Annotated in this window: 17 protein-coding genes and 2 pseudogenes; 13 read left to right on the top strand and 6 right to left on the bottom strand. The window is 32.8% G+C overall.

What is annotated here, in order from left to right; genetic code table 11:
- Positions 1-5 precede the first annotated feature (5 nt).
- The 5 genes and pseudogenes from GMC_RS0104245 (at position 6) to GMC_RS0104230 (ending at position 5,253) form a co-directional block, all read left to right on the top strand.
- On the top strand, positions 6-1,784 hold the full coding sequence (locus GMC_RS0104245; protein ID WP_238527919.1) for a YfiR/HmsC family protein: 1,779 nt from the start codon (positions 6-8) through the stop codon (positions 1,782-1,784).
- Between the two features lie 259 nt (positions 1,785-2,043).
- A pseudogene (locus GMC_RS22095) lies at positions 2,044-2,469 on the top strand (bacteriorhodopsin).
- Positions 2,466-2,894, top strand: a complete 429-nt coding sequence (locus GMC_RS22090) for a bacteriorhodopsin (protein WP_238527917.1) — start codon at positions 2,466-2,468, stop codon at positions 2,892-2,894. Before GMC_RS22095 ends, GMC_RS22090 begins: the two are co-directional and overlap by 4 nt.
- Before the next feature lie 142 nt (positions 2,895-3,036).
- On the top strand, positions 3,037-3,987 hold the full coding sequence (locus GMC_RS0104235) for a Brp/Blh family beta-carotene 15,15'-dioxygenase (RefSeq protein WP_029489595.1): 951 nt from the start codon (positions 3,037-3,039) through the stop codon (positions 3,985-3,987).
- 6 nt (positions 3,988-3,993) lie between these two features.
- The gene (locus tag GMC_RS0104230) at positions 3,994-5,253 is read left to right on the top strand and encodes a DUF2254 domain-containing protein (RefSeq protein WP_010520965.1); all 1,260 of its coding nucleotides are present in this window, start codon (positions 3,994-3,996) and stop codon (positions 5,251-5,253) included.
- Between the two features lie 334 nt (positions 5,254-5,587).
- On the opposite strand, the gene GMC_RS0104220 is transcribed toward GMC_RS0104230, so the two are convergent.
- From GMC_RS0104220 to GMC_RS0104210, 3 genes are all read right to left on the bottom strand, one after another.
- Complete coding sequence (locus GMC_RS0104220) at positions 5,588-5,926, bottom strand: P-II family nitrogen regulator (protein ID WP_010520964.1); 339 nt, start codon at positions 5,924-5,926, stop codon at positions 5,588-5,590.
- Between the two features lie 162 nt (positions 5,927-6,088).
- Positions 6,089-7,354 carry an ammonium transporter gene (locus GMC_RS0104215; RefSeq protein WP_010520963.1) on the bottom strand — a complete coding sequence of 422 codons (1,266 nt, stop codon included), beginning with the start codon at positions 7,352-7,354 and terminating at the stop codon, positions 6,089-6,091.
- 46 nt (positions 7,355-7,400) lie between these two features.
- The gene (locus GMC_RS0104210; RefSeq protein WP_010520962.1) at positions 7,401-7,739 is read right to left on the bottom strand and encodes a P-II family nitrogen regulator; all 339 of its coding nucleotides are present in this window, start codon (positions 7,737-7,739) and stop codon (positions 7,401-7,403) included.
- 460 nt (positions 7,740-8,199) lie between these two features.
- Between GMC_RS0104210 and gltB the strand changes: the two genes are divergently transcribed.
- Both gltB and GMC_RS0104200 read left to right on the top strand, forming a co-directional pair.
- The gene (gene gltB / locus GMC_RS0104205) at positions 8,200-12,705 is read left to right on the top strand and encodes a glutamate synthase large subunit (protein ID WP_010520961.1); all 4,506 of its coding nucleotides are present in this window, start codon (positions 8,200-8,202) and stop codon (positions 12,703-12,705) included.
- A gap of 2 nt (positions 12,706-12,707) precedes the next feature.
- Positions 12,708-14,171 (top strand): glutamate synthase subunit beta, encoded by a 1,464-nt coding sequence (locus GMC_RS0104200; protein ID WP_010520960.1) that lies wholly within the window; start codon positions 12,708-12,710, stop codon positions 14,169-14,171.
- 266 nt (positions 14,172-14,437) lie between these two features.
- Here GMC_RS0104200 and GMC_RS0104195 read toward each other — a convergent pair whose 3' ends face one another.
- From GMC_RS0104195 to GMC_RS0104185, 3 genes are all read right to left on the bottom strand, one after another.
- Positions 14,438-15,346: a DUF8428 domain-containing protein gene (locus GMC_RS0104195; RefSeq protein WP_010520959.1), complete on the bottom strand. Its 909-nt coding sequence runs from the start codon at positions 15,344-15,346 to the stop codon at positions 14,438-14,440.
- A 74-nt stretch (positions 15,347-15,420) separates the two neighbouring features.
- On the bottom strand, positions 15,421-16,218 hold the full coding sequence (gene proC / locus GMC_RS0104190; RefSeq protein ID WP_010520958.1) for a pyrroline-5-carboxylate reductase: 798 nt from the start codon (positions 16,216-16,218) through the stop codon (positions 15,421-15,423).
- 18 nt (positions 16,219-16,236) lie between these two features.
- Positions 16,237-18,909 (bottom strand): putative LPS assembly protein LptD, encoded by a 2,673-nt coding sequence (locus GMC_RS0104185; RefSeq protein ID WP_040472423.1) that lies wholly within the window; start codon positions 18,907-18,909, stop codon positions 16,237-16,239.
- A gap of 251 nt (positions 18,910-19,160) precedes the next feature.
- Between GMC_RS0104185 and GMC_RS0104180 the strand changes: the two genes are divergently transcribed.
- The 6 genes and pseudogenes from GMC_RS0104180 (at position 19,161) to GMC_RS19035 (ending at position 25,953) form a co-directional block, all read left to right on the top strand.
- Complete coding sequence (locus GMC_RS0104180) at positions 19,161-20,348, top strand: N-acetylmuramoyl-L-alanine amidase family protein (protein ID WP_040472422.1); 1,188 nt, start codon at positions 19,161-19,163, stop codon at positions 20,346-20,348.
- 302 nt (positions 20,349-20,650) lie between these two features.
- Entirely contained in the window at positions 20,651-21,601 is a 951-nt protein-coding gene (locus tag GMC_RS0104175; RefSeq protein WP_010520955.1) for an MlaD family protein, read from the top strand.
- A 7-nt stretch (positions 21,602-21,608) separates the two neighbouring features.
- On the top strand, positions 21,609-22,940 hold the full coding sequence (locus tag GMC_RS0104170; RefSeq protein ID WP_010520954.1) for a 4Fe-4S dicluster domain-containing protein: 1,332 nt from the start codon (positions 21,609-21,611) through the stop codon (positions 22,938-22,940).
- 29 nt (positions 22,941-22,969) lie between these two features.
- A complete protein-coding gene (locus tag GMC_RS0104165; protein ID WP_010520953.1) occupies positions 22,970-23,752 on the top strand; it encodes a (Fe-S)-binding protein in 783 nt (260 codons plus the stop codon).
- Between the two features lie 138 nt (positions 23,753-23,890).
- Positions 23,891-25,144, top strand: coding sequence for a phosphoserine phosphatase SerB (gene serB, locus GMC_RS0104160; RefSeq protein WP_010520952.1), 1,254 nt, complete (start codon positions 23,891-23,893; stop codon positions 25,142-25,144).
- An 18-nt stretch (positions 25,145-25,162) separates the two neighbouring features.
- Positions 25,163-25,953 (top strand): annotated as a pseudogene (locus tag GMC_RS19035) ((Fe-S)-binding protein).
- The last annotated feature ends 131 nt before the right edge of the window (positions 25,954-26,084 follow it).

Raw genomic sequence — 26,084 nt, 5'->3', positions numbered from 1 at the left:
TCGCTTTGAAGTTTAAAACAACATATTTGTATATCGTGTTATCCTTTATGTTTTTGGGTAATAAAGTCATTGCCCAATCAGGCTATGGGCAATTTGAAGCAGAAAAAAGGGCTATTTATATTTTAAACATAGCCGAGCAAACTTCGGGATATAAACAAAGTAAAAAAAAGTTTGTGATCGGGGTTCTAAAAGACAAAACAACGGCTCGTTCCTTAGTGAGAAGAGCTTCAAAAAGAACAATTAATGACCGACCTATTAACGTGAAATTAGTAGAAAACCTTAATCACTTGAAAGGAGTGGATGTTTTGTATGTAAACAAATCTTATAATTTAGAAATTGAACAAATTTTGGTAAAATTAAACAGGTATCCTACGTTACTGATTACCGAAAATTACAATTTTGAACCGTCAATGATTAATATTTCAAATTTAAATGGAGATTTTATAATTGATGTCAACACTAATTTATTAGCTCAATATGGTTTTACTGCTTCTACTAGTTTGTTGGAAAGTTCATTAAAATCGGTAAAAAATTGGAAAGAATTATACACCAAAACCCGAATTGTAGCGCAAGAGCAAGAGCAAATTTTACAAGAGCAGCAAAAAGAATTAAAGGAACAAAGAAAAGAAGTTGTTGATAAAGATCTAAAAATTGAACAAGAGCAGAAAAGAGTTGAAAACCTTGAAGAATTAACAAAAAGTCAGAGAAAAAAATTTACAGCTACTAGTGATTTACTGAAAGAATTAGAAAATAGATATAGTATACAGAAAGACTTAGTTACTTCCAAGGAAAAAGAATTAGTTGATCAAAAAAACTTAATAAGAAAACAAAGCGAATTTTTAAAAACGCAGGAAAACCAAATACAATTACAAAAAGAAATTCTTGGAGAACAAGAAGAAAAATTGTCTCTACAGCGAAAAATTAATTGGCTATTACTTTCTTTAATTTTGTCCACCCTTTTGTTTTCATTTTATTTTTATAAAACACGTAAAAAAGAGCGCTTATTTGTCAAAAATTTGGAACTTAAAAATGAAGAAATTGCTAAAAAATCAAAAATACTTAGTAGGCAGAATAGTGAGCTAGAACAATTTGCTTTTATCGCCAGTCATGACTTACAAGAGCCATTACACACAGTAACAAGTTTTTCAAATTTTTTGTTGGAAGATTATTACGATCAACTTGATGATATGGGTAAGGAAAACTTGGTTTATATTAAAGAAGGTTGTGATCGCATGTCAATTTTAATTCGTTCATTATTGGATTATTCACGTATTGGCGCCAATAGAAAACTGGAAAACATTGATAGTAAAAAACTACTTAATAATACTATTAAGAATTTTACTGCAACTATTGAGGAAACAGGAGCAAAAGTTATTCTAGGTAACATGCCAAAAATAAAAGGGTATAGAGTAGAATTGGGATTGTTATTTCAGAATTTAATATCCAACGGAATCAAATTTCGCAAACACAATAAAACGCCTATTATACATATTTATGGTGAAAAGCTTGAAAAGACTGACGTTTTTGACAGCCGCTGGCAATTTCATGTAAAAGATAATGGGATAGGAATTTCTGAAAAACATCAGAATGAAATTTTTAATATTTTTAAACGGTTACATGCTAGGGATGAATATGAAGGAACTGGTATTGGACTGGCTCATTGTAAAAAAATCATTGGTTTTCATAATGGAGACATTTCAGTTACCTCTAAAAAAGGAGAGGGATCTAGGTTCTCTTTTACTATTCAATTTAAGGATGAACCAGAATTAATTGAAGCGGTGTAACAAACAGCCACATCATTAATCACAGATATAAAATTTCCTATTTAGATTAATATGCTTGTCTTCATTTAGTTTGTTTGGCATATTAATAGAAATAATTTACATTTAAAAACTATTATTACAAACTCAACAAAAATTAACAACCTGTTAAAACTATTTAATTATCAATGAATTAGGTATTGAGTTAAACTTTTAGTCAATTGAAATACAATCTTGAATCGTTTAAAAATAATTTTGATATAGACTAAAATTTATATCAATCATGGAAAAATTAATTAATGCCAATTTTGAAAACATTATTGGTGCAACAACTGGTTATTCAGAAATCGCATATCAATTTGTATCACATATATTAACGTTAGGTTACGCTATCATGTTGGCAGGACTATTTTATTTTGTGCTTACCATTAAAAATGTAGCTCCAAAGTATCGGATGTCAAATTTATTATCAGGTGTGGTTATGGTATCAGCCTTTTTGTTATTATTTGCACAGGCTGGTAACTGGGTTACTTCATTTTCATACAATCAGGAAGCTGGTAAGTAATTTTTAACACCAGGCGGTGACTTATTTAACAATGGATACCGTTATTTAAATTGGTTGATCGATGTTCCAATGTTGTTATTTCAAATCCTATTTGTAGTAAAATTAACCACTTCTAGTTTTTCATCCATACGAAATCAATTTTGATTTTCAGGGCATTAATGATTATAACTGGTTATATTGGTCAATTTTACGAAGTATCAGATTTACCAAAATTCTTTATTTGGGGAGGAGTTTCAAGTATATTCTTTTTCCATATTCTTTGGGTGATGAAAAAAGTAATTGATCAAGGTAAAAGTGGTATTCCTTTAGAAGCACAAAACACTTTAAATAACATTTGGTGGCTTTTTGTAATATCATGGTTTTTGTACCCAGGAGCATATCTAATGCCTCATTTATTAGGTGTTGAAGGAGCCTTTTTTAATGAAGATGGTGTTATGGCAAGACAACTTACGTACACCATTGCCGATGTAAGCTCAAAAGTAATTTATGGAGTGTTATTGGGTAAAGTTGCTGTAATTTTAAGCAAAGCAGAAGGTTACGATTACGAAAAACTATCAAGCACTTATTAAAAGTGGCAACTATAATAGATGTTACTAGACTTTTTTGATCATTCTTTACAAAATGTAAAGCACGTACTATTAAAAATTTATACTAATAAATTTAATAGCAATAGTCTTTTTAGATCACGTTAATTAAGTAAAATTTAATAACATGAGAAATTTACAACGCATAAGGAAAGAGTTACTTTTTCTGACTCTATTAACAATTTTAGTGTTGATTGTAAATTTCTTATGTTATTATTTTAGTATAAGGTTTGATTTTACATATTTACAAGTAGGTCTATTATTTACTATAGGATTATTCCATGGAGTAAATGATTTGTATTTAAATATAAAAGAGCAATCAGTTTTTGTAGACTCCATAAAATTCAGATTAGCAAGATATTTAGTATTAGCAGGTATTGGTTTTGTATTATTTTATATGTTCCCGCTGTTAGGACTCAGTTTATTCATAATTTTCAGTGGCTATCATTTTGGAGAGCAGCATTTTTACTGCGATACTAAAGGTTTTTACTTAACTGCGTATGCATTTAGGTTCACTTATGGCATGGCAATTATTGGAGCCTTGTTATTTTTTCACCAACAAGAGGTTTTAGCAATTATACATCGCTTCTTGCAAGTTTCAAAAACTAATAATATTTTAACTTTAAAATTACTTTTTATTGTGCCAACAATTTTACAATCAATTTATTTGTTTCGTTTAGTTGTTTTAAATCGATTAAAATTAAGAGATTGGCTATTATTTCAAGTCGCTTTGCTGACTCTAATTGTTTTTTTTAATAATACTAGTTTACTAAGCAGCTTTTGTTTTTATTTCATTTTTTGGCATAGTATATCTTCATTACGATTACAGGTGCTCAATGATTTTGAAACTCTAAACAAAACAAACAGTTTGTTATTTTTAAAAAGAGGATTTCCAGTATATATAATTTCTATCTTAGTACTTATTCCAGCTTTTATTTCTATGGAAGCAAAAAGTTGGATGGCGCATATTTATATGAGTTTGGTTGCAGCAATTGTAATTCCACATATCATTACAATTTCTAAAATGATAGGAAGTCACTTAAATCCAATACAGCCTAAAAATTATTTTAGTAAATAGAGAAACATGATAGGTAATTCAATTTTTGCACAACGTTTGCTTCAGCAAATTAAAATTATTTTTCAGAACGTTTATAAGAGTATTGCTTTTTATCCCGTTTTGATTGCCAGCTTTTTTTTGTTGTTAGGTCTCAGTAGTGTACTTATTACGTTTGATATAACATTATTTGGTAGCTTGGGTTGGACTAAAATTTTATTTGTAAAAAATAAAGATTCCGCAAGTACCATTCTTACGAGTATTGCAGGAGGCGAAATTTCGTTGATGGTGTTTAGTTTTTCTATGGTTATGGTAGTGTTAAATCAGGCCTCATCAAATTTTTCTCCCCGTGTATTACCAAATTTAATTGCGGACAGGGGACATCAAAGTATTTTAGGATTTTATGCTGGAAGTATCATTTTTACTTTCATTATTTTACTTGGTTTGGGTAGTGGTAAGCTAGCGGAACCTAATATTGCCATAGGTGTCATTATCGCGTTTTTTTTTATGATATTGAGTATTGGATGTTTTGTGTTTTTTATACACAACATTTCAAAATCAATTCAATTAAAAAACATTGTTGAACAGCTTAAAAATAAAACAATTATCCTAATTGATAAAAGAAGCGAATGCAAGCCTGCTGATTTTGGAGATCAAGAGAATTGGCATACTATTTACAGTGATCATACAGGCTTTTTTCATGGAATAATTATACAATTTACAAGTGATTATTTTAATAAAGATACGCATCATGTTAAAGTAATACCCTGTTTTAATGATTATATAAGGGAAGGGGATCCCGTATTAAAAATTAAAGAAGATGTTCCTGATAAAGAAATAAATTCTTTAAAAGAAAGTATCCTAATAAACCCTACCAGATATAATAATGAAAACATTGAAAATAATTTAATAAAATTAAAAGAAATTGGTTTAAAAGCCATGTCTCCTGGTATAAATGATCCTGGTACAATGCTACATATTATTACGGCAATTGAAACATTAATGCAAAAAATTATTCCAATGGAGTTTGAAGTTGAACGCGTGAATAAGGGAAATAAAATCAAATTACTCATTACGGAAATTGATAAGAGTTTGCTAATTGACCGAATTTATATCCCTATATTTCAGTATAGCAAAAATGACCTATTGGTGTTAGAAAAATTATCGGAATCAATTACTCATCTTAATCATATCAGTAATGATAGCAAAATAATTTCAGCGTTATTAAAAATTAAAAAAAATGTTCAAAATAGTATTGATCAGCTAAAAAGAGATATTACTTCTGCGTAAGTAAAATAAATAGTCTTTAAATAATTGTCCGAAAAATGGTAGGAATAGCAGGTGTTAGAAAGCATAAGTACTAAATTTTTCTTTATAAAAACTACCTATTCGAAAAAAATCGAAAAGAAAAAAGAATATTTTGAAATTAAAAAGACCAATGGATTTAGGGGAATAAAAAGGAGAGCAATTCAAAATTTAATTGGTGAATAGAAGCGTAAAATATAAGCATCCGAAAATAGTATACCCATTGAGTTAATTAGTATATTACATAAGTGTAAAATTTTGAATTTTATACACTTTACAAGTTATTGTCAACTATTATCTGAAAACGGCAATTAATAAATTAGTCAAGTGTTTCGCCTCCTTTTTCACCAGTTCGGATACGGTAGGCATCCTTAACATCAGATACAAATATTTTACCGTCACCAATTTCACCTGTTCCGGCATTTTCAATAATGGTATCAATAGTGAGCTGCTCAAAATCATCATTTACAACAATTGATAGGTAGCGGCGTTGGATATCACTTGTACTATAACTTACACCACGATATACATGACCTGTTTTTTCATTTCCAATACCAGTAACGTCCCAGTATGAAAAGAAATTTACTCCTTTTGCGTGTAACGCATCGCGTACAGTACGGTATTTTGAGCGTCTGATAATTGCTTCTATTTTTTTCATGAATATATTTACTATTTATAATATCAGTAATAAATGTAGAAAAATTATCCTTATGTGGCAAATCTGCAATTTTAAAAGCACTGAATGGATGGTGATTTTACATAAAAAAAGCTACCAAATTTGGTAGCCTTTTTTTTATGAATAATATAATATTCAGGTTGGTTATTCTGCAGTGTATACTGAAATTCCGTGTTCGTGAACATCTAAACCTTCTATTTCTTCTTTTTCTGAAACTCTTAATCCCATCACTTTTTTAAGGATAAATAGTACGATGAAAGTAGTTAATACAGCCCATCCGATGTAAGACAATGAACCTAATGCTTGTACACCAAGTAGCTTAGCACCACCACCGTTTAGTAAACCACCGTCTAATGCAAAAACACCAACTAATACAGTTCCTAAGAAACCACAAGTTCCGTGTACTGATATTGCACCAACAGGATCATCAATACGTAATGTTTTGTCAATAAATTCGATAGACAATACTACGGCAATACCGCAAATTAAACCGATAGCTAAAGCACCACCAGCACTTACAGCACCACATCCAGCGGTAATACCTACTAAACCAGCTAAACCACCATTTAATGTCATTGAAATGTCTGGCTTACCGTACTTGATCCATGTAAAGAATAATGCAGCAATTGCACCCATTGCAGCTGCAATATTTGTATTAATAATTACGCTACCAGCAGCAACAGTATCAGAACCACCCCAAGCTAATTGAGATCCACCGTTAAATCCAAACCATCCTAACCATAGGATTAGTACCCCTAATGCACCAAATAATAAATTGTGACCAGGAATTACGTTTACTTTTCCGTCCACATATTTTCCAATACGAGGTCCAACTAATTTAGCAGCAACTAATGCAGCACCACCACCTACAGCATGAACTACTGATGAACCAGCAAAATCAACAAAACCTAAAGTGTTTAACCATGCATCATCATCAAATGGCCAGTACCAGCTACCTGATATTGGATATATGATTGTTGTTAAAATAAAAGAGAATACTAAATAAGTAGTAAATTTTGTTCTTCCGGCAACGGCTCCAGAAACAATAGTAGCAGCAGTAGCACAAAATACTGTTTGGAAAAATAAATTATACCAGTCATCAGCATGAAAAAAGAAATATCCTTGATCTGCAGAACTAGAACGCATAAATCCACCCAATAAAACAGTATCGCCATACATAAATGCATAACCAACTGCCCAAAACATGATGGAACCAATACAAAGATCCATAATGTTCTTCATAATAATGTTACCCGCATTTTTTCCGCGTGTAAAACCAACTTCAACAAGCGTAAATCCAGCTTGCATAAAAAATACTAGTATTGCAGATATAGTTATCCATAAGGCACCCATATCTCCATTGATGCTCGATATAGCAGCATCTAATGCTTTTTGTTGTACTTCATTCATAATAATGAGTTTTGTAATTTTTTAAATATAATTTTAGGGGATTTAATTAGTTAAGTGTTTCACCACCTTTTTCAGCAGTACGTATTCTGTACGCTTCAGTAACATCAGAAACAAATATTTTTCCATCACCAACTTCACCAGTTTTGGCAGCAGATAAAATAGCATCTATTGCAGCCTCTTCAAATTCTTTGTTTACCACTATAGACAAGTATCTACGTTGGATGTCACTTGTACTATAGCTTACACCACGGTATACATGACCTGTTGATTCATTTCCGATACCAGTAACATCCCAGTATGAAAAGAAGTTAATTCCTTTGGAATGTAACGCTTCCTTTACAGCGCGAAACTTTGATCTTCGGATAATTGCTTCTATTTTTCTCATAGAGTATAATTATATTGTTAGTATTTATTATGAGATCAAAAGTATATTAACTAGTTAGTTTGAGCAAGATTTTCGTTGAATAACTAAGTATTTTTACGAAAAAACAACAATAATTTACTTAATAGTATCATAATCATAATTATTTATTAAAATCACATCTTATTAATACTTATTTTGTAAGAATGTTGTTACGTAAGCATACTTAAATAGCATAACTTTAATATTTGTTTATTTCAAAAAAGCACATTCTTGTTTAATTTTATAGAATGAAATTTAAACAAAATGTTTAAAAACTGTGATTGTTAAATTCTTACAAAAATTGACAGTTTAGTGAGAATTAATAAAAAACTACGGCTAAAAATGGCTAACTCGCAAAAGAGACTATTATAATGTTATAAATTTTCGGAATCCTTAGCGTTTTCGTAATTTTGCACCGGAAAAACTTAAGAGAAATAAGAATATGCAAAAACAAGGAATGTATTTGCCTGAATTTGAGCATGAAAACTGTGGGGCTGGTTTTATCTGTAACCTTAAAGGGGAAAAGACCAATCAAATTATTCATGATGCATTAGAAATTTTAGTAAAGCTAGAACATCGTGGTGGTGTAAGTGCTGATGGTAGAACTGGTGATGGTGCTGGTTTACTTATTGACATACCACATGATTACTTTACTAGAGTTTGTAATTTCAAACTACCTGAACAACGACAATATGCAGTAGGAATGATATTTTTACCAAAAAATATCAATCAATACACTTTTTGTAAGAACGAGTTTGAAAAGCAAATTAAGGCTCAAGGCTTAGAAATTTTAGGATGGAGAACTGTACCCGTGGATTCAACACAATTGGGTAAAATAGCATTGGCATCTGAACCTGCAATTGAGCAAATATTTATTGCTCAGGGTGAATTAGAGGAAACTATTTTTAGAGCCAAGTTATATGCTGCTCGCAAAATAGCTGAGCATGCCATTCGAAACTCAAAAATTTCAGAGGCTGATTATTTTTACATCCCAAGTTTATCAAATACTACACTTATATATAAAGGTATCATAATGCCTGAGGATATAGGTCCTTATTACACGGATTTACAGCAGCCAGATTTAGTGACTAGATTAGCACTTGTACATCAGCGTTTTTCAACAAACACAATGCCTGCATGGGAATTAGCACAACCTTTTAGATTTTTATGTCAAAATGGTGAAATAAATACGTTGAGAGGTAATGTTTCCAGAATGCGTGTACGCGAAGAAATCATGAAGTCTGGTATCTTTGGAGATCAAATTGAAGATTTATTTCCAATTATTTTACCAGGGAAATCCGATTCAGCTTCTATGGATATGTCAGTAGAGTTATTGACTTTAACAGGACGTTCTTTGCCCGAGGTTATGATGATGACGATTCCTGAAGCATGGGAAAAGCACGCTACAATGTCAGAGGAAAGAAAGGCTTTTTATGAATACAATTCATGTATCATGGAGCCTTGGGATGGACCAGCTTCAGTACCTTTTACTGACGGTGATTATATTGGAGCGTTACTTGATCGAAATGGTTTAAGACCTTCTCGTTATACGGTGACTAAAAGCGGTAAATTGATTATGTCTTCGGAAGTTGGGGTAGTTGATATTGAACCTTCAGACATTGAGAGTCATGGTCGTTTGGAGCCAGGTAAAATGTTTTTAGTGGACATGAATGAAGGACGAATTATTGATGATGAAGAAATCAAAAATAAAATTGTTTCTGAACGTCCATACCGCAAATGGTTAGACGAAAACAATTTACAATTAAAAGATGTGCCTAATAATAATGAGGCATGTCCTATTGAAACATTAGATCTAAAAACAAGACAGCGTTTATACAATTATACTATAGAAGATATTCAAGAAGTTATCGTACCAATGGCTCAAGTGGGCAAAGAAGCTTTAGGCTCAATGGGTATTGATACACCATTGGCAGTGTTGTCTGACAGACCACAATTAATATCGAACTACTTCAAACAATTATTTGCTCAAGTAACTAATCCGCCATTAGATGGTATTCGTGAAGAAGTGGTTACTGATATTAGCTTAGCACTTGGTCATGACAAGAATATTTTTGATATCACACCAGATCAGTGTAAAAAATTAAGAATCCAAAACCCTGTAATTTCTAATAATGATTTAGAAAAAATCAGAAATATCGATGTGGAAGGCTTTAAAGCTGAAACAATAGAGATATTGTATGAAAAGGACAAAGGAATGAATGGCTTAGAAGATGGTCTTGATATGATTATCTCTAAAATATCTAAAGCTGTGGATAATGATGTTAATATCATTATTCTTTCGGATAGGGGAGCTAAGGAAGGTTCAGCGCCTATTCCAGCACTATTAGCATGTTCGTACGTACACCATCAAATGAACCGTTTACGTAAACGTTCTTACTTTGATATTGTTATTGAATCCGCTGAACCAAGAGAGCCACATCATTTTGCAACGTTATTTGGATATGGAGCCTCTGCAATTAACCCTTATATGGTAAATGAAATCATTCGTTTACAGGTGCAGGAAGGTTTTATTGAAATGGATGAGCAAAAGGCTGTAGATAACTTTAACAAAGCTATCGGTAAAGGTATCTTGAAGGTAATGAACAAAATTGGTATTTCGACATTGCATTCCTACCGAGGATCTCAAATTTTTGAAATTGTTGGATTCAATTCTGAATTTGTAAATAAATATTTTCCGTATACAGCTTCAAGAATTGAAGGTATCGGTTTATATGAAATTGAAAAAGAAATTGACAAGCGTTACAAATACGCATATCCGGATACTCAAATTGATAAACGTTTAGGTTTAAATATCGGTGGTGATTACCGTTGGAGAAGAAATGGTGAACGCCATTTATTTAATCCTGTAACGGTTGCAAAACTACAACAAGCAGTACGTTTGAGTGATCAGGCTTCATACGATATATACAAAAATGATATTAATGAACAGTCCAAAAAACATTTAACTATACGAGGATTGTTTGAGTTTGATAACCTGGATCCTATTCCATTAGATGAAGTAGAACCTTGGACTGAAATTGTAAAGCGTTTTAAAACAGGTGCCATGTCTTATGGATCTATTTCCAGAGAAGCACATGAAAATTTAGCCATTGCAATGAACCGTTTAGGAGGTAAATCGAACTCTGGTGAAGGTGGTGAGGACAGAAAGCGTTTTCAACCAGATGCAAATGGTGATAATAAAAACTCTGCAATTAAGCAAGTAGCCTCAGGACGTTTTGGAGTAACTTCGCACTACTTAAGTTCTGCTAAGGAAATTCAAATTAAAATGGCTCAGGGTGCTAAGCCAGGTGAGGGAGGTCAGTTGCCAGGGACTAAAGTGTTGCCGTGGATTGCTGCTGCCAGAAATTCAACGCCGTTTGTTGGATTAATTTCTCCACCTCCACATCATGATATTTATTCAATTGAAGATTTAGCTCAATTAATTTACGATTTAAAGAATGCCAACAGAGAGGCGCGAATCAACGTAAAATTAGTATCAGAAGTAGGCGTAGGAACAATTGCTGCGGGTGTTGCAAAAGCAAAGGCTGATGTAGTATTAATTTCAGGTTATGATGGTGGTACAGGAGCATCTCCATTAACATCGCTTAAGCATGCAGGTCTTCCTTGGGAACTTGGATTAGCGGAAGCACAACAAACATTGGTGCTAAATAATTTGCGATCTAGAATTGTTGTTGAATGCGACGGGCAATTAAAAACAGGTCGTGATGTAGCAATTGCAGCGCTATTAGGTGCCGAAGAATTTGGTTTTGCTACAGCGCCATTAGTAGCTTCAGGATGTATTATGATGCGTAAGTGTCATTTAAATACATGTCCTGTAGGTATAGCAACGCAAGATAAAGAGTTACGCAAGAACTTTAAGGGTACGCCTGAACATGTAATTAACTTCTTTTACTATGTAGCAAATGAATTGAGGGAAATTATGGCGCAATTAGGATTCCGTACTATGGATGAAATGATTGGTCAAACTCAAAAGATTAATTCTAACAAAGCAATTGAGCATTATAAAGCTAAAGGATTAGACTTATCAGCAATTTTATACCAACCTGAAGGTTACAGTGAATTGCCAATAAAAAATAGCGAAAAGCAAGATCATAATTTAGATAATGTGATTGATTTCCAGATTTTAAAGGATGCGCATGCCGCTGTGTTCAGAAAAGAGGTAACACACCTATCTTATCCAATTAAAAATGTTGATAGATCAGTAGGAGCTATTGTTTCTAATGAAATATCAAAAATATACGGTCATTTAGGATTGCCAGCAGATACATTACATTTAAAATTTAATGGTTCAGCAGGACAAAGTTTTGGTGTATTTGGAGCTCATGGTATCACCTTTACAGTGGAAGGTAACACAAACGATTATTTAGGTAAAGGATTGTCTGGAGCCAAAATTATAGTTAAAAAGCCTGCGGATGCTGATTTTATTGCCGAACATAATATCATTGTAGGTAATGTATGTTTATTTGGAGCAGTAAAAGGGGAAGCCTATATTAATGGTATTGCCGGTGAACGTTTTGCCGTGCGTAATTCAGGAGCTACAGCAGTTGTAGAGGGACTAGGCGATCATGGTTGTGAGTATATGACTGGAGGTAGAATTGTAGTGTTAGGTGATACAGGACGTAACTTTGCTGCTGGTATGAGTGGTGGTTATGCGTATGTATTAAATACTACAGGTAAATTTACTAAAGGTTTGTGTAACGAAGAAACTATTGATTTTGATCCTATATCAGCACAAGATGCTTTGGAATTGAAAGGATTAATTGAAAACCATGTTGCTTATACAAATAGTAATAGAGGTAAAGAAGTTTTAGCTGACTGGGATAATAGTTTAGCCAATTTTGTAAAGGTAATGCCTAAAGAATATAAAGTGGCATTGGAAAGAATTGCTAACGAAGAGCCTATGGTTGAAGAATTAACAGAAGCGTAATAATGGGAAAAGTAACTGGATTTAAAGAGTTCGATAGAAAAGACGAAGCTTACGAACCTGTAAAAGAACGTTTACAGGATTATAAAGAATTTACGATTCCTTTGAGTGAACAAGAATTGACAACTCAAGGATCAAGATGTATGGATTGTGGTATTCCTTTTTGCCATAGTGGTTGCCCATTAGGAAATTTAATTCCTGATTTTAACCACATGGTGCATCAAGGCGAATGGCAAAAAGCATCATTAATTTTACACTCAACTAATAATTTTCCTGAATTCACGGGACGTTTATGTCCAGCTCCTTGTGAGCAAGCGTGTGTTTTAGGAATTATTGAAGACCCAATTTCTATTGAAAATATAGAAAAAAATATTGTAGAACGTGCTTTTAAAGAAGGTTGGATAAAACCTCAGGCACCTAAAACCAGAACAGGAAAAACGGTTGCTGTTGTAGGTTCTGGTCCTGCTGGTTTAGCAACTGCACAACAGTTGAATAGAGCAGGACACTTAGTAACTGTTTTTGAAAGAGATGATGAAATTGGAGGATTGTTACGTTACGGTATTCCTAATTTTAAAATGGAAAAGGAGATTATTGATCGTCGTTTAGCTATTCTGGAAGCCGAGGGAATTACTTTTAAAGTAAATGCAGATGTTGGTAAAAATGTTTCAGTTGATGAATTGAAAGCTTTTGATGCTATCGTATTAACTGGTGGTGCAACACAAAGAAGGTCATTGCCAACACCTGGTATTGATGCTGACGGAGTGGTGCAAGCAATGCACTTTTTGACTCAGCAAACCAAGGTAGTGTTTGGTAAAGAAGTTCAAGACCAAGTTTTAGCAACAGGTAAAAATGTAATTGTTATTGGTGGCGGAGATACAGGATCTGACTGTGTGGGTACTTCCAACAGACAAGGCGCAAAATCTGTGGTTAATTTTGAAATTATGCCAAAACCACCAGGTGATAGAGCTGCAAGTACTCCATGGCCTTACTGGCCATTGAAATTGAAAACATCTTCATCACATAAAGAAGGCGTGGAGCGTAATTGGCTAATTAATACGAAAGAGTTTGTAACCGATGAGAACGGTAAACTTACGGCTTTAAAAACGGTTAATGTTGAATGGAAAATAATTCCAGGTCAACGACCTCAATTAATTGAAATTGAAGGAACTGAAAAAACTTGGCCATGTGATTTAGCTTTGTTAGCGCTTGGATTTACAGGTCCTGAAGGATATTTAGCGGATCAATTAGGTATTGAAACTGATGCACGCTCAAATTATAAGGCCGATTATGGTAATTACCAAACTAATGTGCCTAATATTTTTGCTGCAGGTGATATGCGTAGAGGACAATCATTAATTGTTTGGGCAATTTCCGAGGGTCGTGAAGCAGCTAGAGAGGTAGATATCTTTTTAATGGGAAAATCAGACTTGCCGTCTAAAAATATTGAAGGAGATTTACCAGCAATATAAATTGAAATTAAGAATTTTAAAAACCCGATATAGTTTTATATCGGGTTTTTTTATTTAAAAAAAATTAATTTAAATTGTTGATAATGAAATATTTTAGAAAATTACGAGAAACCTTTGAGTAATTAATTTACGTTGTCGTAATGAACAATGGTATTATTCAACCTAAAAATAATTTAAAATTTGAATCAATGTAAGATAAAATGAAAAACTCCAGATACAAATTCAGATTGTATCTGGAGTTTTTTTATAACTAAGATGGGTAATATTTATTTTAAGCTAATGGCTGAAGAACTTATTAAGTTAACACCATCAAAAATATTTACCGTGTATTTACCACTTTCAAAAGCTTCATTATCTAAAGGTTCTACAAAGTCACAAACCGTCATAGCTTTGCCTTTGTAACGGAACTTAGAAACTTTACTAAAATTGATTGATCTATCATCTTCTTCATTCATATAAAAGCGCCCTCCCAAAACCTTTTTAGAAGGAGATACCACTTGAATATAAAAGCTTTTTTCACCTGATTCGGCTACAGTATTTGCTTGAACATCAAAGCAAACTTCAATTCCTGACGCTTTTTTAGCTTTTGTAACAGGAACTACCTTATTATTTGATTTAATTCTTACCGCTTTAAAATTTACGCCAGATACAAATAACTTTTGCGCTTTTGCAACTACTAATTCAAGATTTTTCTTTATTTCATTTACTGAATCGTAAACTACTAAGGCACTTGATAATTCCGAAGAGATACTATCTTTTTGTATAGCCAGAAGTGCATTTTTCTCTTTTAGCTCTTTATTCTCCAGCTTCAATCGCTTAAGCTTTGCCAATAAATTTCGTTTAACTCGCTGTAAATCGTTGACTAATTCTGTATTGGCTTTTAAATCTTCAACGGAGTCTAATACAATTTTTAATCGCTCATTAATTTCTAATATTTCATCCTGATGGATAGAATCATTTAATTGTAAATCATCATATTCTTTCTGTAAAGATTTCAGTTCCGCAATACGCACGGACTTTTCTGTTTCAAAAAACTGCTGATTTTCTTTTAATTTAGAATAATTAGAAAAAGCAAAATACAGCGCGACAATACTTAAAAGGATTAAAACACCAATAATCACTTTTTGAATTATTGATGATTTTGATGATGAGTTAGTGGTTTCAGTATTCTGCATACAAATTGTTTAGTTAAAATTTAGTTTAGTAAACTCAATTTATATTGAATTTGTTGTATTGTGTTGTAATTTTTTTAAATTTTAGCCAATTCTTTAGCTCGTTTAAAAGCCTGATCTACTCCTTTTTTTATAGATTCATTAAGTTGATCTGCTTTAAAACTAGTCACTGCAGCATGTGTAGTGCCTCCTTTTGAAGTTACCCTATCAATCCATAGTTGTGCACTATCTTCGGATTTTTCAAACAATGAGGCCGTTCCCAAAAACGTTTGTAAAATAATTGATTTAGCTTCTTTTTCATTAAAACCAAAAGCAGCAGCTTGTTCAATCATAGCATTCATAAAATAAAAAACATAAGCTGGACCACTACCTGACAATGCCGTAATGGCGTCAATGGCATCTTCATTAAAAACTTTGATTGCTTTTCCTGTGGCGCTTAAAATTTGTTGTATTTGTAAACCTTCATCAAGTGTTATTGTGTCCGAAAGTAGATAGCCCGTAACTCCACGACCAACTTGCGCCGGCAAGTTAGGCATTGCACGAACAATTTTAGTAGCATTTAAGCCAATTTTAATACTTTCCATAGTAACTCCAGCCATGATGGAAATGATTAATTGATTAGGCTTAATTAAATGAGCAATATTTTTAAATACTAAATTTGATGCTTGTGGCTTTACAGCTAACAAAATAATATTTGCATTGGTTAAGCATTCGTTTTCATTAGTATGAATGGCAAAAGGGGTGGTGTTTTTTAAATGCGTTATTTTTTCAGCATCCTTTTCAATAATAGCTATGGTAGCTTCATCAAAATTTTTATGAATAGAAAGGGCATAGGTCAATCCCATATTTCCTCCTCCAATAACAGTTATGTTCATGTTTATTTTTTGTAATTATTACTGCCTTCTGTCGGGCTGACGGCGTTTATCCCATTTAATATCACTAAGTACGGATGAGGATATTCCAATAAAAAAGTTCCAAGAGGTAATTGTACTAAAGGGAACCCAGTTAAAACTCATACGCCAACTTTCCAAATCACGTTGGAAGCGCAAATTGGTAAATGTAAATCCTTTATTTCGTATATCGTAGCCTGAAGATGCACCAACTTTCCAGCGAGGAGCTAATTCAATATCTCCTGAAAAAGATAATGAGTGTGAGGAGATTTCATCCTGTCGCCTGGTATTTAAATAATTAACGGAATAAGAAAGCCTTAATGACCAGGGTAATTTGTAATTGTAAAAATCAACGTCGGTTTTTTCAGCTTTTTCCTCTTCCGTTTCTTCTTCAAAAAGGCTTCCATCCCTAAAATCGGTATGCGTACCAAACAAATCATCTCGGCGCCCACCATTTCTAAAAGTTTCATCATCTAAATCATCTTCATCAGGTTCTTTCTCTTTTTTCTTTTTAAAGTCGTTGCTGGAAAAGGAATAACCAAAGTTTAAATTAGCATTGGTAAGTCGAAATAAACTTCCGCCATTATCAATATTCCAACGATCAATTTGATTGTTATTATTATCTAATGCATATGGGTTTAATGTTCCACCAAAATTTAGGGTTAATTTTTCAACCACGGGTATACTTCCTCTGACACTTACAGGCCTTAATTTGAATTCCTCTGCTCTAAAATCATAACCGCTACTAAAATTTAATGAATTTAAAATTTTAATCTTTTTAGGTTCTAATTTAGTAGTATCTCTATCTGCAACCTTAGCCTCTATCACATTATTTAATGAAAAGCTCATAGCACTTGAAATTCGATTACCAGGGGCACCATAAAAACCACCTGAAAATCTAGAAAAGGAAACCGTTTCGGCTTCTCGTTCCAACGTTGGATCAGCAGGAATTACATACTCATCAAAAAATTGATCAAATGAGGGTGTGTAGCTGTAACTTACATTAGGACGCATGACATGTCTTATTGCCTTTATTTTAGAGTCTTTTTTAAATTCCTTTGTTCCATAAATAGTGGTACCTAAACTGGTACTAAAATTATAAGTTCTAAAATTATCAAAACCTTTAATGGTGTCATTTAAAACTCCTGTTCTTTCATTGCTTCGTGGATCGTCAGGAGCGTAGTTTTGATCAATAGTTTCAAATACCCAGCTTTCCTGAAAATTTGTACTAGCAGATGCACTAAAATATTTTAAAACCTTAAAGTTTGTACTTATAGGAATGCTATGGCGCACACCAACATCAGCATCTCTAAACATTTCGGAAGTTAAAAAATTGTCATCGTTTGTTTCAATCCTACTTTCTGCCCTTGAGGTCAATTGCAAATTTATATTTTGTAAAATTCCTTTTTTTGCGCCAACTTTAGGGGCAAGAGGATAAATTCGGGCAACAGTAACATTTAAAGGTGTAGTTAAATTAATTCGTTGATTACTTGTATTTTGGCTGATTCGAATTGCCGTATCAAAATTGACTTGCGGATTTGTTGGAATTGTACGTGAGTAGGAGACACTGGAGCTTAGCTCGGTATTTAAACGTGATCCCACGTTAGTCAAGTTACGTGATTGTTGAAAAAACTGGCTGCTTCCAAAATTTACACTAGCTGAAAAACGTGAATTTGGGCTTGCTTTTTGGCTTTGACTATGCGCCCAACGAATATTATAATTTGTAGCTTTAGAAAAATCTGGGAAACCACGCTGGCTAGTAATATTATTTTCATATCGAATACTCACATTTCCAGTAAATCGATATCTTTTGGCGTAATTCGAGTCGCCCCGCAACGCAAAACTATTATTGGTAGAGTAGTCACCCACTAAAGTCAAGTCCATATAATCGCTTATAGCGAAATAATAACCTCCGTTTTGTAATGTAAATCCTCTGTCATTACTATCATTAAAACTAGGAACGATAAATCCTGAAACCGCTTCTTCTTTCATAGGAAAATAACCAAAAGGCAGCCCCAGAGGAGTAGGAACATCAGCAATATACATATTGACTAAACCCGATACAATTTTCTTTTTGGGAACAAATTTTATGCGTCTAGCGTAAAAATAATATTCAGGATCTTCCAAATTAGTGGAAGTAGTGAAACGAACATTTTTCATGTATACCACCGAATCATTTTCGCGCTTTGAAACCTCATTTATAATATTAAAACCTCCTTGACTTGTTTTTGAATTATAAATCAACGCTTTTTTTGTATCAAAATTAAAACGAATGGTATCAGGTTCTACAACATTTTGACCTTGCGTAAATATTGGTGTTTGGGTGTAAGCATCTGCAGAATCTTTGATTCCTTTGGCATAAACTTCCTTTTTGCTCTGATGAACAATAATACTACCCGATTCAATATCCATATCGGTGTATTTAATTTTAGCATCATCGTACAAATACATTTTATTATTTTTACGATTTAAACGCATGTAGTTTTTAGCACTATAAACCACATTACCTTCTAAAAAAGATTTCTTTTTTATACTGTCATTTAAAGTGGAATCCTGTTCCGTAAGATTAATTTCTACTGAAGAATTTATGGTGTCAGTTGCCTTTTTTTTAACCTCGCTCAGGTTTTTTGCATTTGGCTTTTCTTGTGCAAAAGTAGTAGAAGCACCACACCACATTAGGATTAAAAAAAATATATAGCGCAATGTTGTTTGCAAATCTTATAAACTTATTTTTGTAGCCAGAAATTACATGTTATTTCAGCGAGCTAAATTACATTTATTTTTCAGCTTGGTATTGTTATTGTATTAAAAAAGTAATTTCCTTTTTATTTTTTTAGCATAATATTAACCAATGAACGTTTTACTATTAACTATGTGACGAAAATTAGGGTGTTAAAAGAGGCTTTGTAGTAAATCTTTAATTGCATATGATAAAAATACATTATTTGTTTGCCATAGTATTTGTAACAGTATCTACTGTTTTTTATGCTAAAACAACTCCATTAAACAACAAGCAACAAACAAACAATAAAAGTAATAAAAAACCTTTTGTTGTAGTTTTAGATGCAGGTCATGGAGGACATGATTCAGGGAATAGAGGGAACGGGTATTTTGAAAAAAATATTGCGTTAGATATTATTCTGAAAACAGGCGAAATTTTAAAAACAGACCCTAATATTAAAGTAATATATACGCGTAAAACCGACGTATTTATTCCTTTGAGTAAGCGAGCTGATATTGCTAATAAAGCAAAGGCTGATTTGTTTGTTTCGGTTCATTGTAATGCACATAAGAGTAGTGCTTTTGGTACTGAAACGTTCGTTTTAGGGCTACATGCAAATGAACGAAATTTTAATATTGCCAAAAAAGAAAATGCCGTAATTCTTTTAGAGGATAATTACGAGCAGGATTACGATGGTTTTGATCCAAACTCACCCGAGTCAGTAATTGGACTCACCTTAATGCAGGAAGAATATTTAGAACAAAGTTTAAATTTAGCCAGTTTTGTGCAGCAAAATTTTACAAAAAAATTAAAGCGCTCCAATAGGGGAGTAAAGCAAGCTGGTTTTTTAGTGTTGCACCGCACCTTTATGCCAAGTGTACTTATTGAAACAGGTTTTTTAACTAATAAATCCGAAGGCAAATACCTAAATTCAAAGAAAGGAAAGTTGGAAATGGCAACTTCTATTGCTAAAGCCATTAAAAACTACAGAAATACGGTGTTAGAAAATTATATTCCCGAAGTTGAAATTTATGAAAAAAATACTGTTAAAAAAGATTTGTCCAATATTATTAAAGATTCCATTCGTCCTGCCATTACAGCTGCTACTGATAAATTGTTGAATAAGCAAGAGGTGAAAAAAGAGCCAAAAGAGATAATAGCAACGAGTAATGCGGTGGAGTTTCGAATACAACTTGCTGTGGGGTCAAGTAAAATTGAGCCAACTCCTGCTAATTTTAAAGGCTTGTCAGAAGTTTATTTTGAAGAAAACGATGGTGTCTTTAAATACTATTACGGAACTGAAAATTCTTACGAAAGAATCAAAAAAGTAAAACAATTGGCGATTGAAAAAGGCTTTTCATCATGCTTTATTGTTGCTTTTAAAAACAAATAAAAATTCCTTTATCTGAAGCTATTGATTTTTAGCAAGTAATTTTAGTTTATTTATCATCTTTATCTAAATTTTAAACGGTGTTCTAAAATTTTAAAAATTAAGACGTTTTATACGAACCAATTTATTGCGCTTTATCAATAAATTAATGAACGTTTTAAACCAATTAATCTAAAAAAAAAGAAACATTTTATATGTTTGTTAGGTAAATTGGATTCAATAAAAATTAATAACTTCAAACAATTAGTTTACGTTGAAGTCCCATTTAATTCACTAAATTTGAATTTATAAAATAAAAATCAATTTTGAAGATTACAAGAGAAGTCAAAGCATCAATATTAGTTCTTTCAGCTATCGCTTTATTAATTTTTGGATATAGTTTTTTAAAAGGAAAAAACTTACTAAAAACGGATCGTGTTTTTTATGCGATGTACGATAATGTAGAAGGACTTACGACATCTTCGCCTGTAACCATTAACGGTTTTAAAGTAGGAAAAGTACTAAAAATTGAATTTGCAGATGCAAAAGGCAAGTTAACAGTCACTTTTAGTGTAACAAATGATTTTAAGTTTGGGAAAAACAGTACTGCCAAAATATACAGTATGGGATTTGTTGAAGGAAATGGTTTAGCCATTGTTCCGGAAAAAAATCCAAAGATTTTCGCTAAAAGCAATGATTTTTTAAAATCGCATATTGAACTAGGAATGATTGACGCTATTACGGATCAATTATCACCACTTCAAAACAAAATTGAAACCGTACTCACTAAAACTGATGTGTTGATAGCGTCGCTAAATAAAATTTTGAGCGAAGAAAACGCAATTGTTTTGGGGAAATCTTTAAAAGATTTGTCGTCATCTTTAAATTCACTAAAATATACCACAGGTACTGCACAATCGTTAATATCGGAAAATCAGTTGAAATTGTCACAAACAATTAGTAATTTTAATGAAGCCTCAGTTGGTATTAAAACTTTATCAACAAAGCTATCTAATGCTCCTGTTGATGATTTAATACGAAAATTAGATGCTTCTGTAGCTACTTTTTCAGGTATTGCAGCTAATTTAAAGGCGGGTAAAGGTTCTGCCGGTAAATTCCTAAACGACAATGAAGTTTATGACAATCTTGACAGAGCGACAAAACAATTGGACATGTTATTACAGGATATGAAATTGAATCCAAAGCGCTATGTCCATTTTTCTGTTTTTGGAAAACGAAATAAAGATTACAAAAAGCCCAAAGACTCATTACAATAAATAGTTTATGCAATTTATACCTAACATTCTTTTTTTTATACTTTTAGCAGGTGGTATTGGATATTTTACCATTAATGTACGCAAACTAATCCGTAATATAAATTTGGGATTAGCTATTGATCGTTCTGATCAAAAAAACTTGCGTTTTAAAAATATGGCAAAAATAGCATTAGGTCAAACCAAAATGGTTAGGAGGCCTATTGCTGGTTTGCTACATATTATAGTGTATGTTGGTTTTTTAATAATAAACATTGAGGTTTTAGAAATTATTATTGACGGACTTTTTGGAACGCATAGGATTTTTGCTCCATTAGGAAAGGTATATGACATACTTATAGGAAGTTTTGAGGTTTTAGCACTTTTAGTATTAATAGCCATTATCGCATTTTGGGCAAGAAGAAATGTTATTAAACTAAAACGTTTTTTAAGTCCGGAAATGAAGGGTTGGCCTAAAAGTGACGGGAACAACATTTTATATTTTGAAGTAGTCCTAATGCTCTTATTTTTAACCATGAATGCTGCGGATTACAAACTTCAATTGCTTGGTGCACCTCATTATGTTGAGGCGGGAGCTTTTCCTGTAAGTAGCTGGTTGATTATGCCATTGATTGATAATTTATCTCAGAGTGCTTTAATTATCGTGGAGCGAACTGCATGGTGGCTGCATATTGCCGGGATACTTATATTTTTAAATTACCTGTATTTTTCAAAACACCTACATATTCTATTGGCATTTCCAAATACCTATTTTGCTAAATTGACACCAAACGGACAATTTAATAATTTAGAAGCAGTTACAAACGAAGTTAAATTGATGATGGATCCTGATGCTGATCCTTTTGCTACTCCTGATCCTTCGACTGAAACTGAGGAAGTAGCTAAGTTTGGAGCATCTGATGTAATGGATTTAAATTGGGTACAATTGATGAATGCCTACACGTGTACCGAATGTGGCCGTTGTACCAGCGAATGTCCTGCTAATTTAACCGGTAAAAAGTTATCTCCTCGTAAAATTATGATGGACACCAGAGATCGTTTAGAGGAAGTTGGTAAAAATATTGATGCCAACAAAGGCGAATTTAAAGATGACGGAAAACAATTACTAGGCGATTACATTACTAAAGAAGAACTTTGGGCATGTACTACCTGTAATGCTTGCGTGGAAACATGTCCTGTAAGTATTGATCCATTGTCTATTATTAATGAAATGCGTCGTTACCTGGTAATGGAAGAAAGCGCCGCTCCTACAGAATTGAATAACATGATGTCCAATATTGAAAATAATGGAGCGCCATGGCCTTATAACCAAATGGATCGTTTGAACTGGGTAAACGAATAGTTTTTTTAATTTAACAGCTATAATTTATTATGAGCGATGAACTTAAAGTGCCAATAATGGCGGACTGTTTTGCAGCAAATAAAAAACCTGAAATTTTATTTTGGGTAGGATCTGCAGGCAGTTTTGATGATCGAGCAAAAAAAATATCAAGGGCTTTCGTAAAAATACTAAATAAAGCAAATGTTGATTTTGCCGTTTTAGGAACTGAAGAAAGTTGTACTGGTGATATTGCCAAGCGTGCTGGAAATGAATTTTTGTTTCAAATGCAGGCCGTTACAAATATTGAAGTACTAAATGCTTATGAAGTTAAACGAATTGTTACTTGTGATCCACATTCATTCAATTGTTTAAAAAATGAATATCCTGGATTAGGAGGTAATTATGAGGTGTTACACCACACACAATTTATTGACGAATTAATACAATCAGGGCGTTTAAAAGTTGAAGGCAATACCTATAAAGGGAAAAGAATTACTTTTCATGACCCATGCTATTTGGGTAGGGCCAATAGCGAATACGATGCCCCACGTAAAGTTTTATCCAGCACAAAAGCTACCATTGTTGAAATGAAACGTAGTAAACAAACAGCATTGTGTTGTGGAGCAGGAGGTGCGCAAATGTTTAAAGAACCAGAAAAGGGGAATATGGACATTAATATTTTACGTACTGATGATGCTTTGGAAACACAACCAAATATTATAGCAACGGGATGCCCGTACTGTAATACGATGCTCACTGATGGCATAAAAAATAAAGAAAAGGAAGCAGACGTTTCTGTATTGGATATTGCTGAATTGATAGCAAATTCCTAGAATTTAAATCACATTCTAAATAAACCTCCAATTAATTTTAAAAGCGAATGCGATCTTTAGTAAAAGTTTGAAAATAATTTTTTACAATCCAAATAGATTAGTCATTTTTGCGATGCGTATTGAGTAGTATACATAATTATGAATAAAGAAATTTTCCTTTTAAATATTTCAGGTCAGGATGAGCCTGGTTTAACGTCATCTTTAACAGGTGTTTTGGCACAGTATGGAGCTAAAGTATTGGATATTGGTCAAGCCAACATTCACGATACTTTATCTCTCGGTATTTTATTTGAAATAGCTTCAGGAAAAAAATCAGCAGCGGTTTTAAAAGATTTACTTTTCCGAGCTTATGAGTTGGGTATAAAGGCAAAATTTAAACCAATTAGCTCTGATGAATATGAAAAATGGGTGGATTTACACGGCAAAGATCGCTATATAATTACCCTTCTGGGAGAAAAATTATCAGCAAAACAAATTTCGGCGGTAACCGAAGTAATTTCGGATAAAAAATTAAATATAGATTCTATAAAACGATTAACAGGAAGGTTATCACTTGTTAAAGAACAAGAATATCCTAGATCGTCTATTGAATTATCTGTAAGAGGTGAAATTGCTGATAAAACGGAATTTACCGAAAAATTTATGCAAATTTCCAGAGATTTAGATGTTGATATAGCTTTTCAGGAAGATAATATTTACCGAAGAAACAGACGTTTAGTGTGTTTTGATATGGATTCTACGTTAATACAAACAGAAGTTATAAATGAGTTGGCTGACTTAGCAGGGGTAGGTAAACAGGTAGCTGAAATTACTGAATCTGCCATGCAGGGCGAAATTGATTTCAACGAAAGTTTTAAAAGACGAATGCTGTTATTAAAAGGGTTAAGTGAAGAGGTGCTGCATAATGTCGCTATCAACTTGCCAATAACCAAAGGTGCTCGTAGGTTAATTGACACTTTAAAACGGTATGGTTACAAAACTGCAATATTATCTGGTGGATTCACCTATTTTGGACATTATTTACAAAAAGAATTGGGTATTGACTATGTGCATGCTAACGAATTAGAAATTAAAGATGGTGTGTTAACAGGCGGATATGTTGGCGAAATAGTAGATGGAAATAAAAAGGCAGAATTTTTAAAAGAAATAGCAAAAAAAGAAGGGATTGCAATTGATCAAACTATTGCTGTTGGTGACGGTGCAAATGATTTGCCGATGCTTAATTTAGCGGGCTTGGGTATTGCATTCCATGCCAAACCAAAGGTTAAAGATAACGCACAAAGTTCCATTTCAAGTATAGGACTGGATGGGGTGTTATATTTATTAGGTTACCATGATAGGCACATTGATTTGATTAAACCAGAATTGTCAAATGATACGGTGACCACTTAATTTTAGTAGTCTAATCTTATGAACGAAGCATTAAAAGTCCCCACCTTAGCCCAATGTATAGCTGATGGAAAACCACCTGAAGTTGTTTTTTGGGTAGGCTGTGCAGGTAGTTTTGATGATCGAGCTAAAAAGATAACCAAAGCATTTGTCAAATTGTTAAACAATGCTAGAGTTGATTTTGCTGTTTTAGGCGCAGAAGAGAGTTGTACCGGGGATCCTGCAAAAAGAGCAGGTAATGAATTTTTATTTCAAATGCAGGCAATGGCTAATATAGAAGTCATGAATGCTTATCAAGTAAAAAAAATTGTAACTGCTTGTCCACATTGCTTCAATACCATTAAAAATGAATACCCAAGTTTGGGAGGTAATTATAAAGTGCTACACCATACAGAATTTTTAAAAAATTTATTGGACGAAGGTCGTTTAAAGTTAGAAGGTGATCAATTTAAAGGCAAACGGATTACGTTTCATGATCCTTGTTATTTAGGTCGAGCTAATGCTGTTTACAAAGCTCCGAGGGATTTAATCAAAAAATTAGATGTGCATTATTTGAAATGAAAAAAAGTAAACGAAATGGATTGTGTTGCGGTGCTGGCGGTGTTCAAATGTTTAAGGAGGCGGAGCCAGGAGACAAAGAAATTAATATTGAACGTACCGAGCAAGCACTGGAAACAAACCCTGATATTATTGCAGCAGGCTGTCCATTTTGTAATACTATGATGACGGATAGCATAAAAAATAAAGAAAAAGAAGCTGATATTCCGATGATGGATATTGCTGAAATGATTGCTGCTGCAAAAGATTTGTAGTCATTACAAATTTTAGCACACTACTAAAAATTTTGTCTTTCTTCAAATTATATATTAAAATAATTATTTTACTCTAAGTTATTTATAAACAACAAATTTAAAACGATTTTTAAATTTTTTTTGTTTTTTTA

This window comes from Aquimarina agarivorans, from assembly GCF_000218485.1.
Classification (GTDB): Bacteria; Bacteroidota; Bacteroidia; order Flavobacteriales; family Flavobacteriaceae; genus Aquimarina; species Aquimarina agarivorans.
Note: the sequence above shows the minus strand (reverse complement) of the source record. Positions and strands in the feature narration are given on the sequence as shown.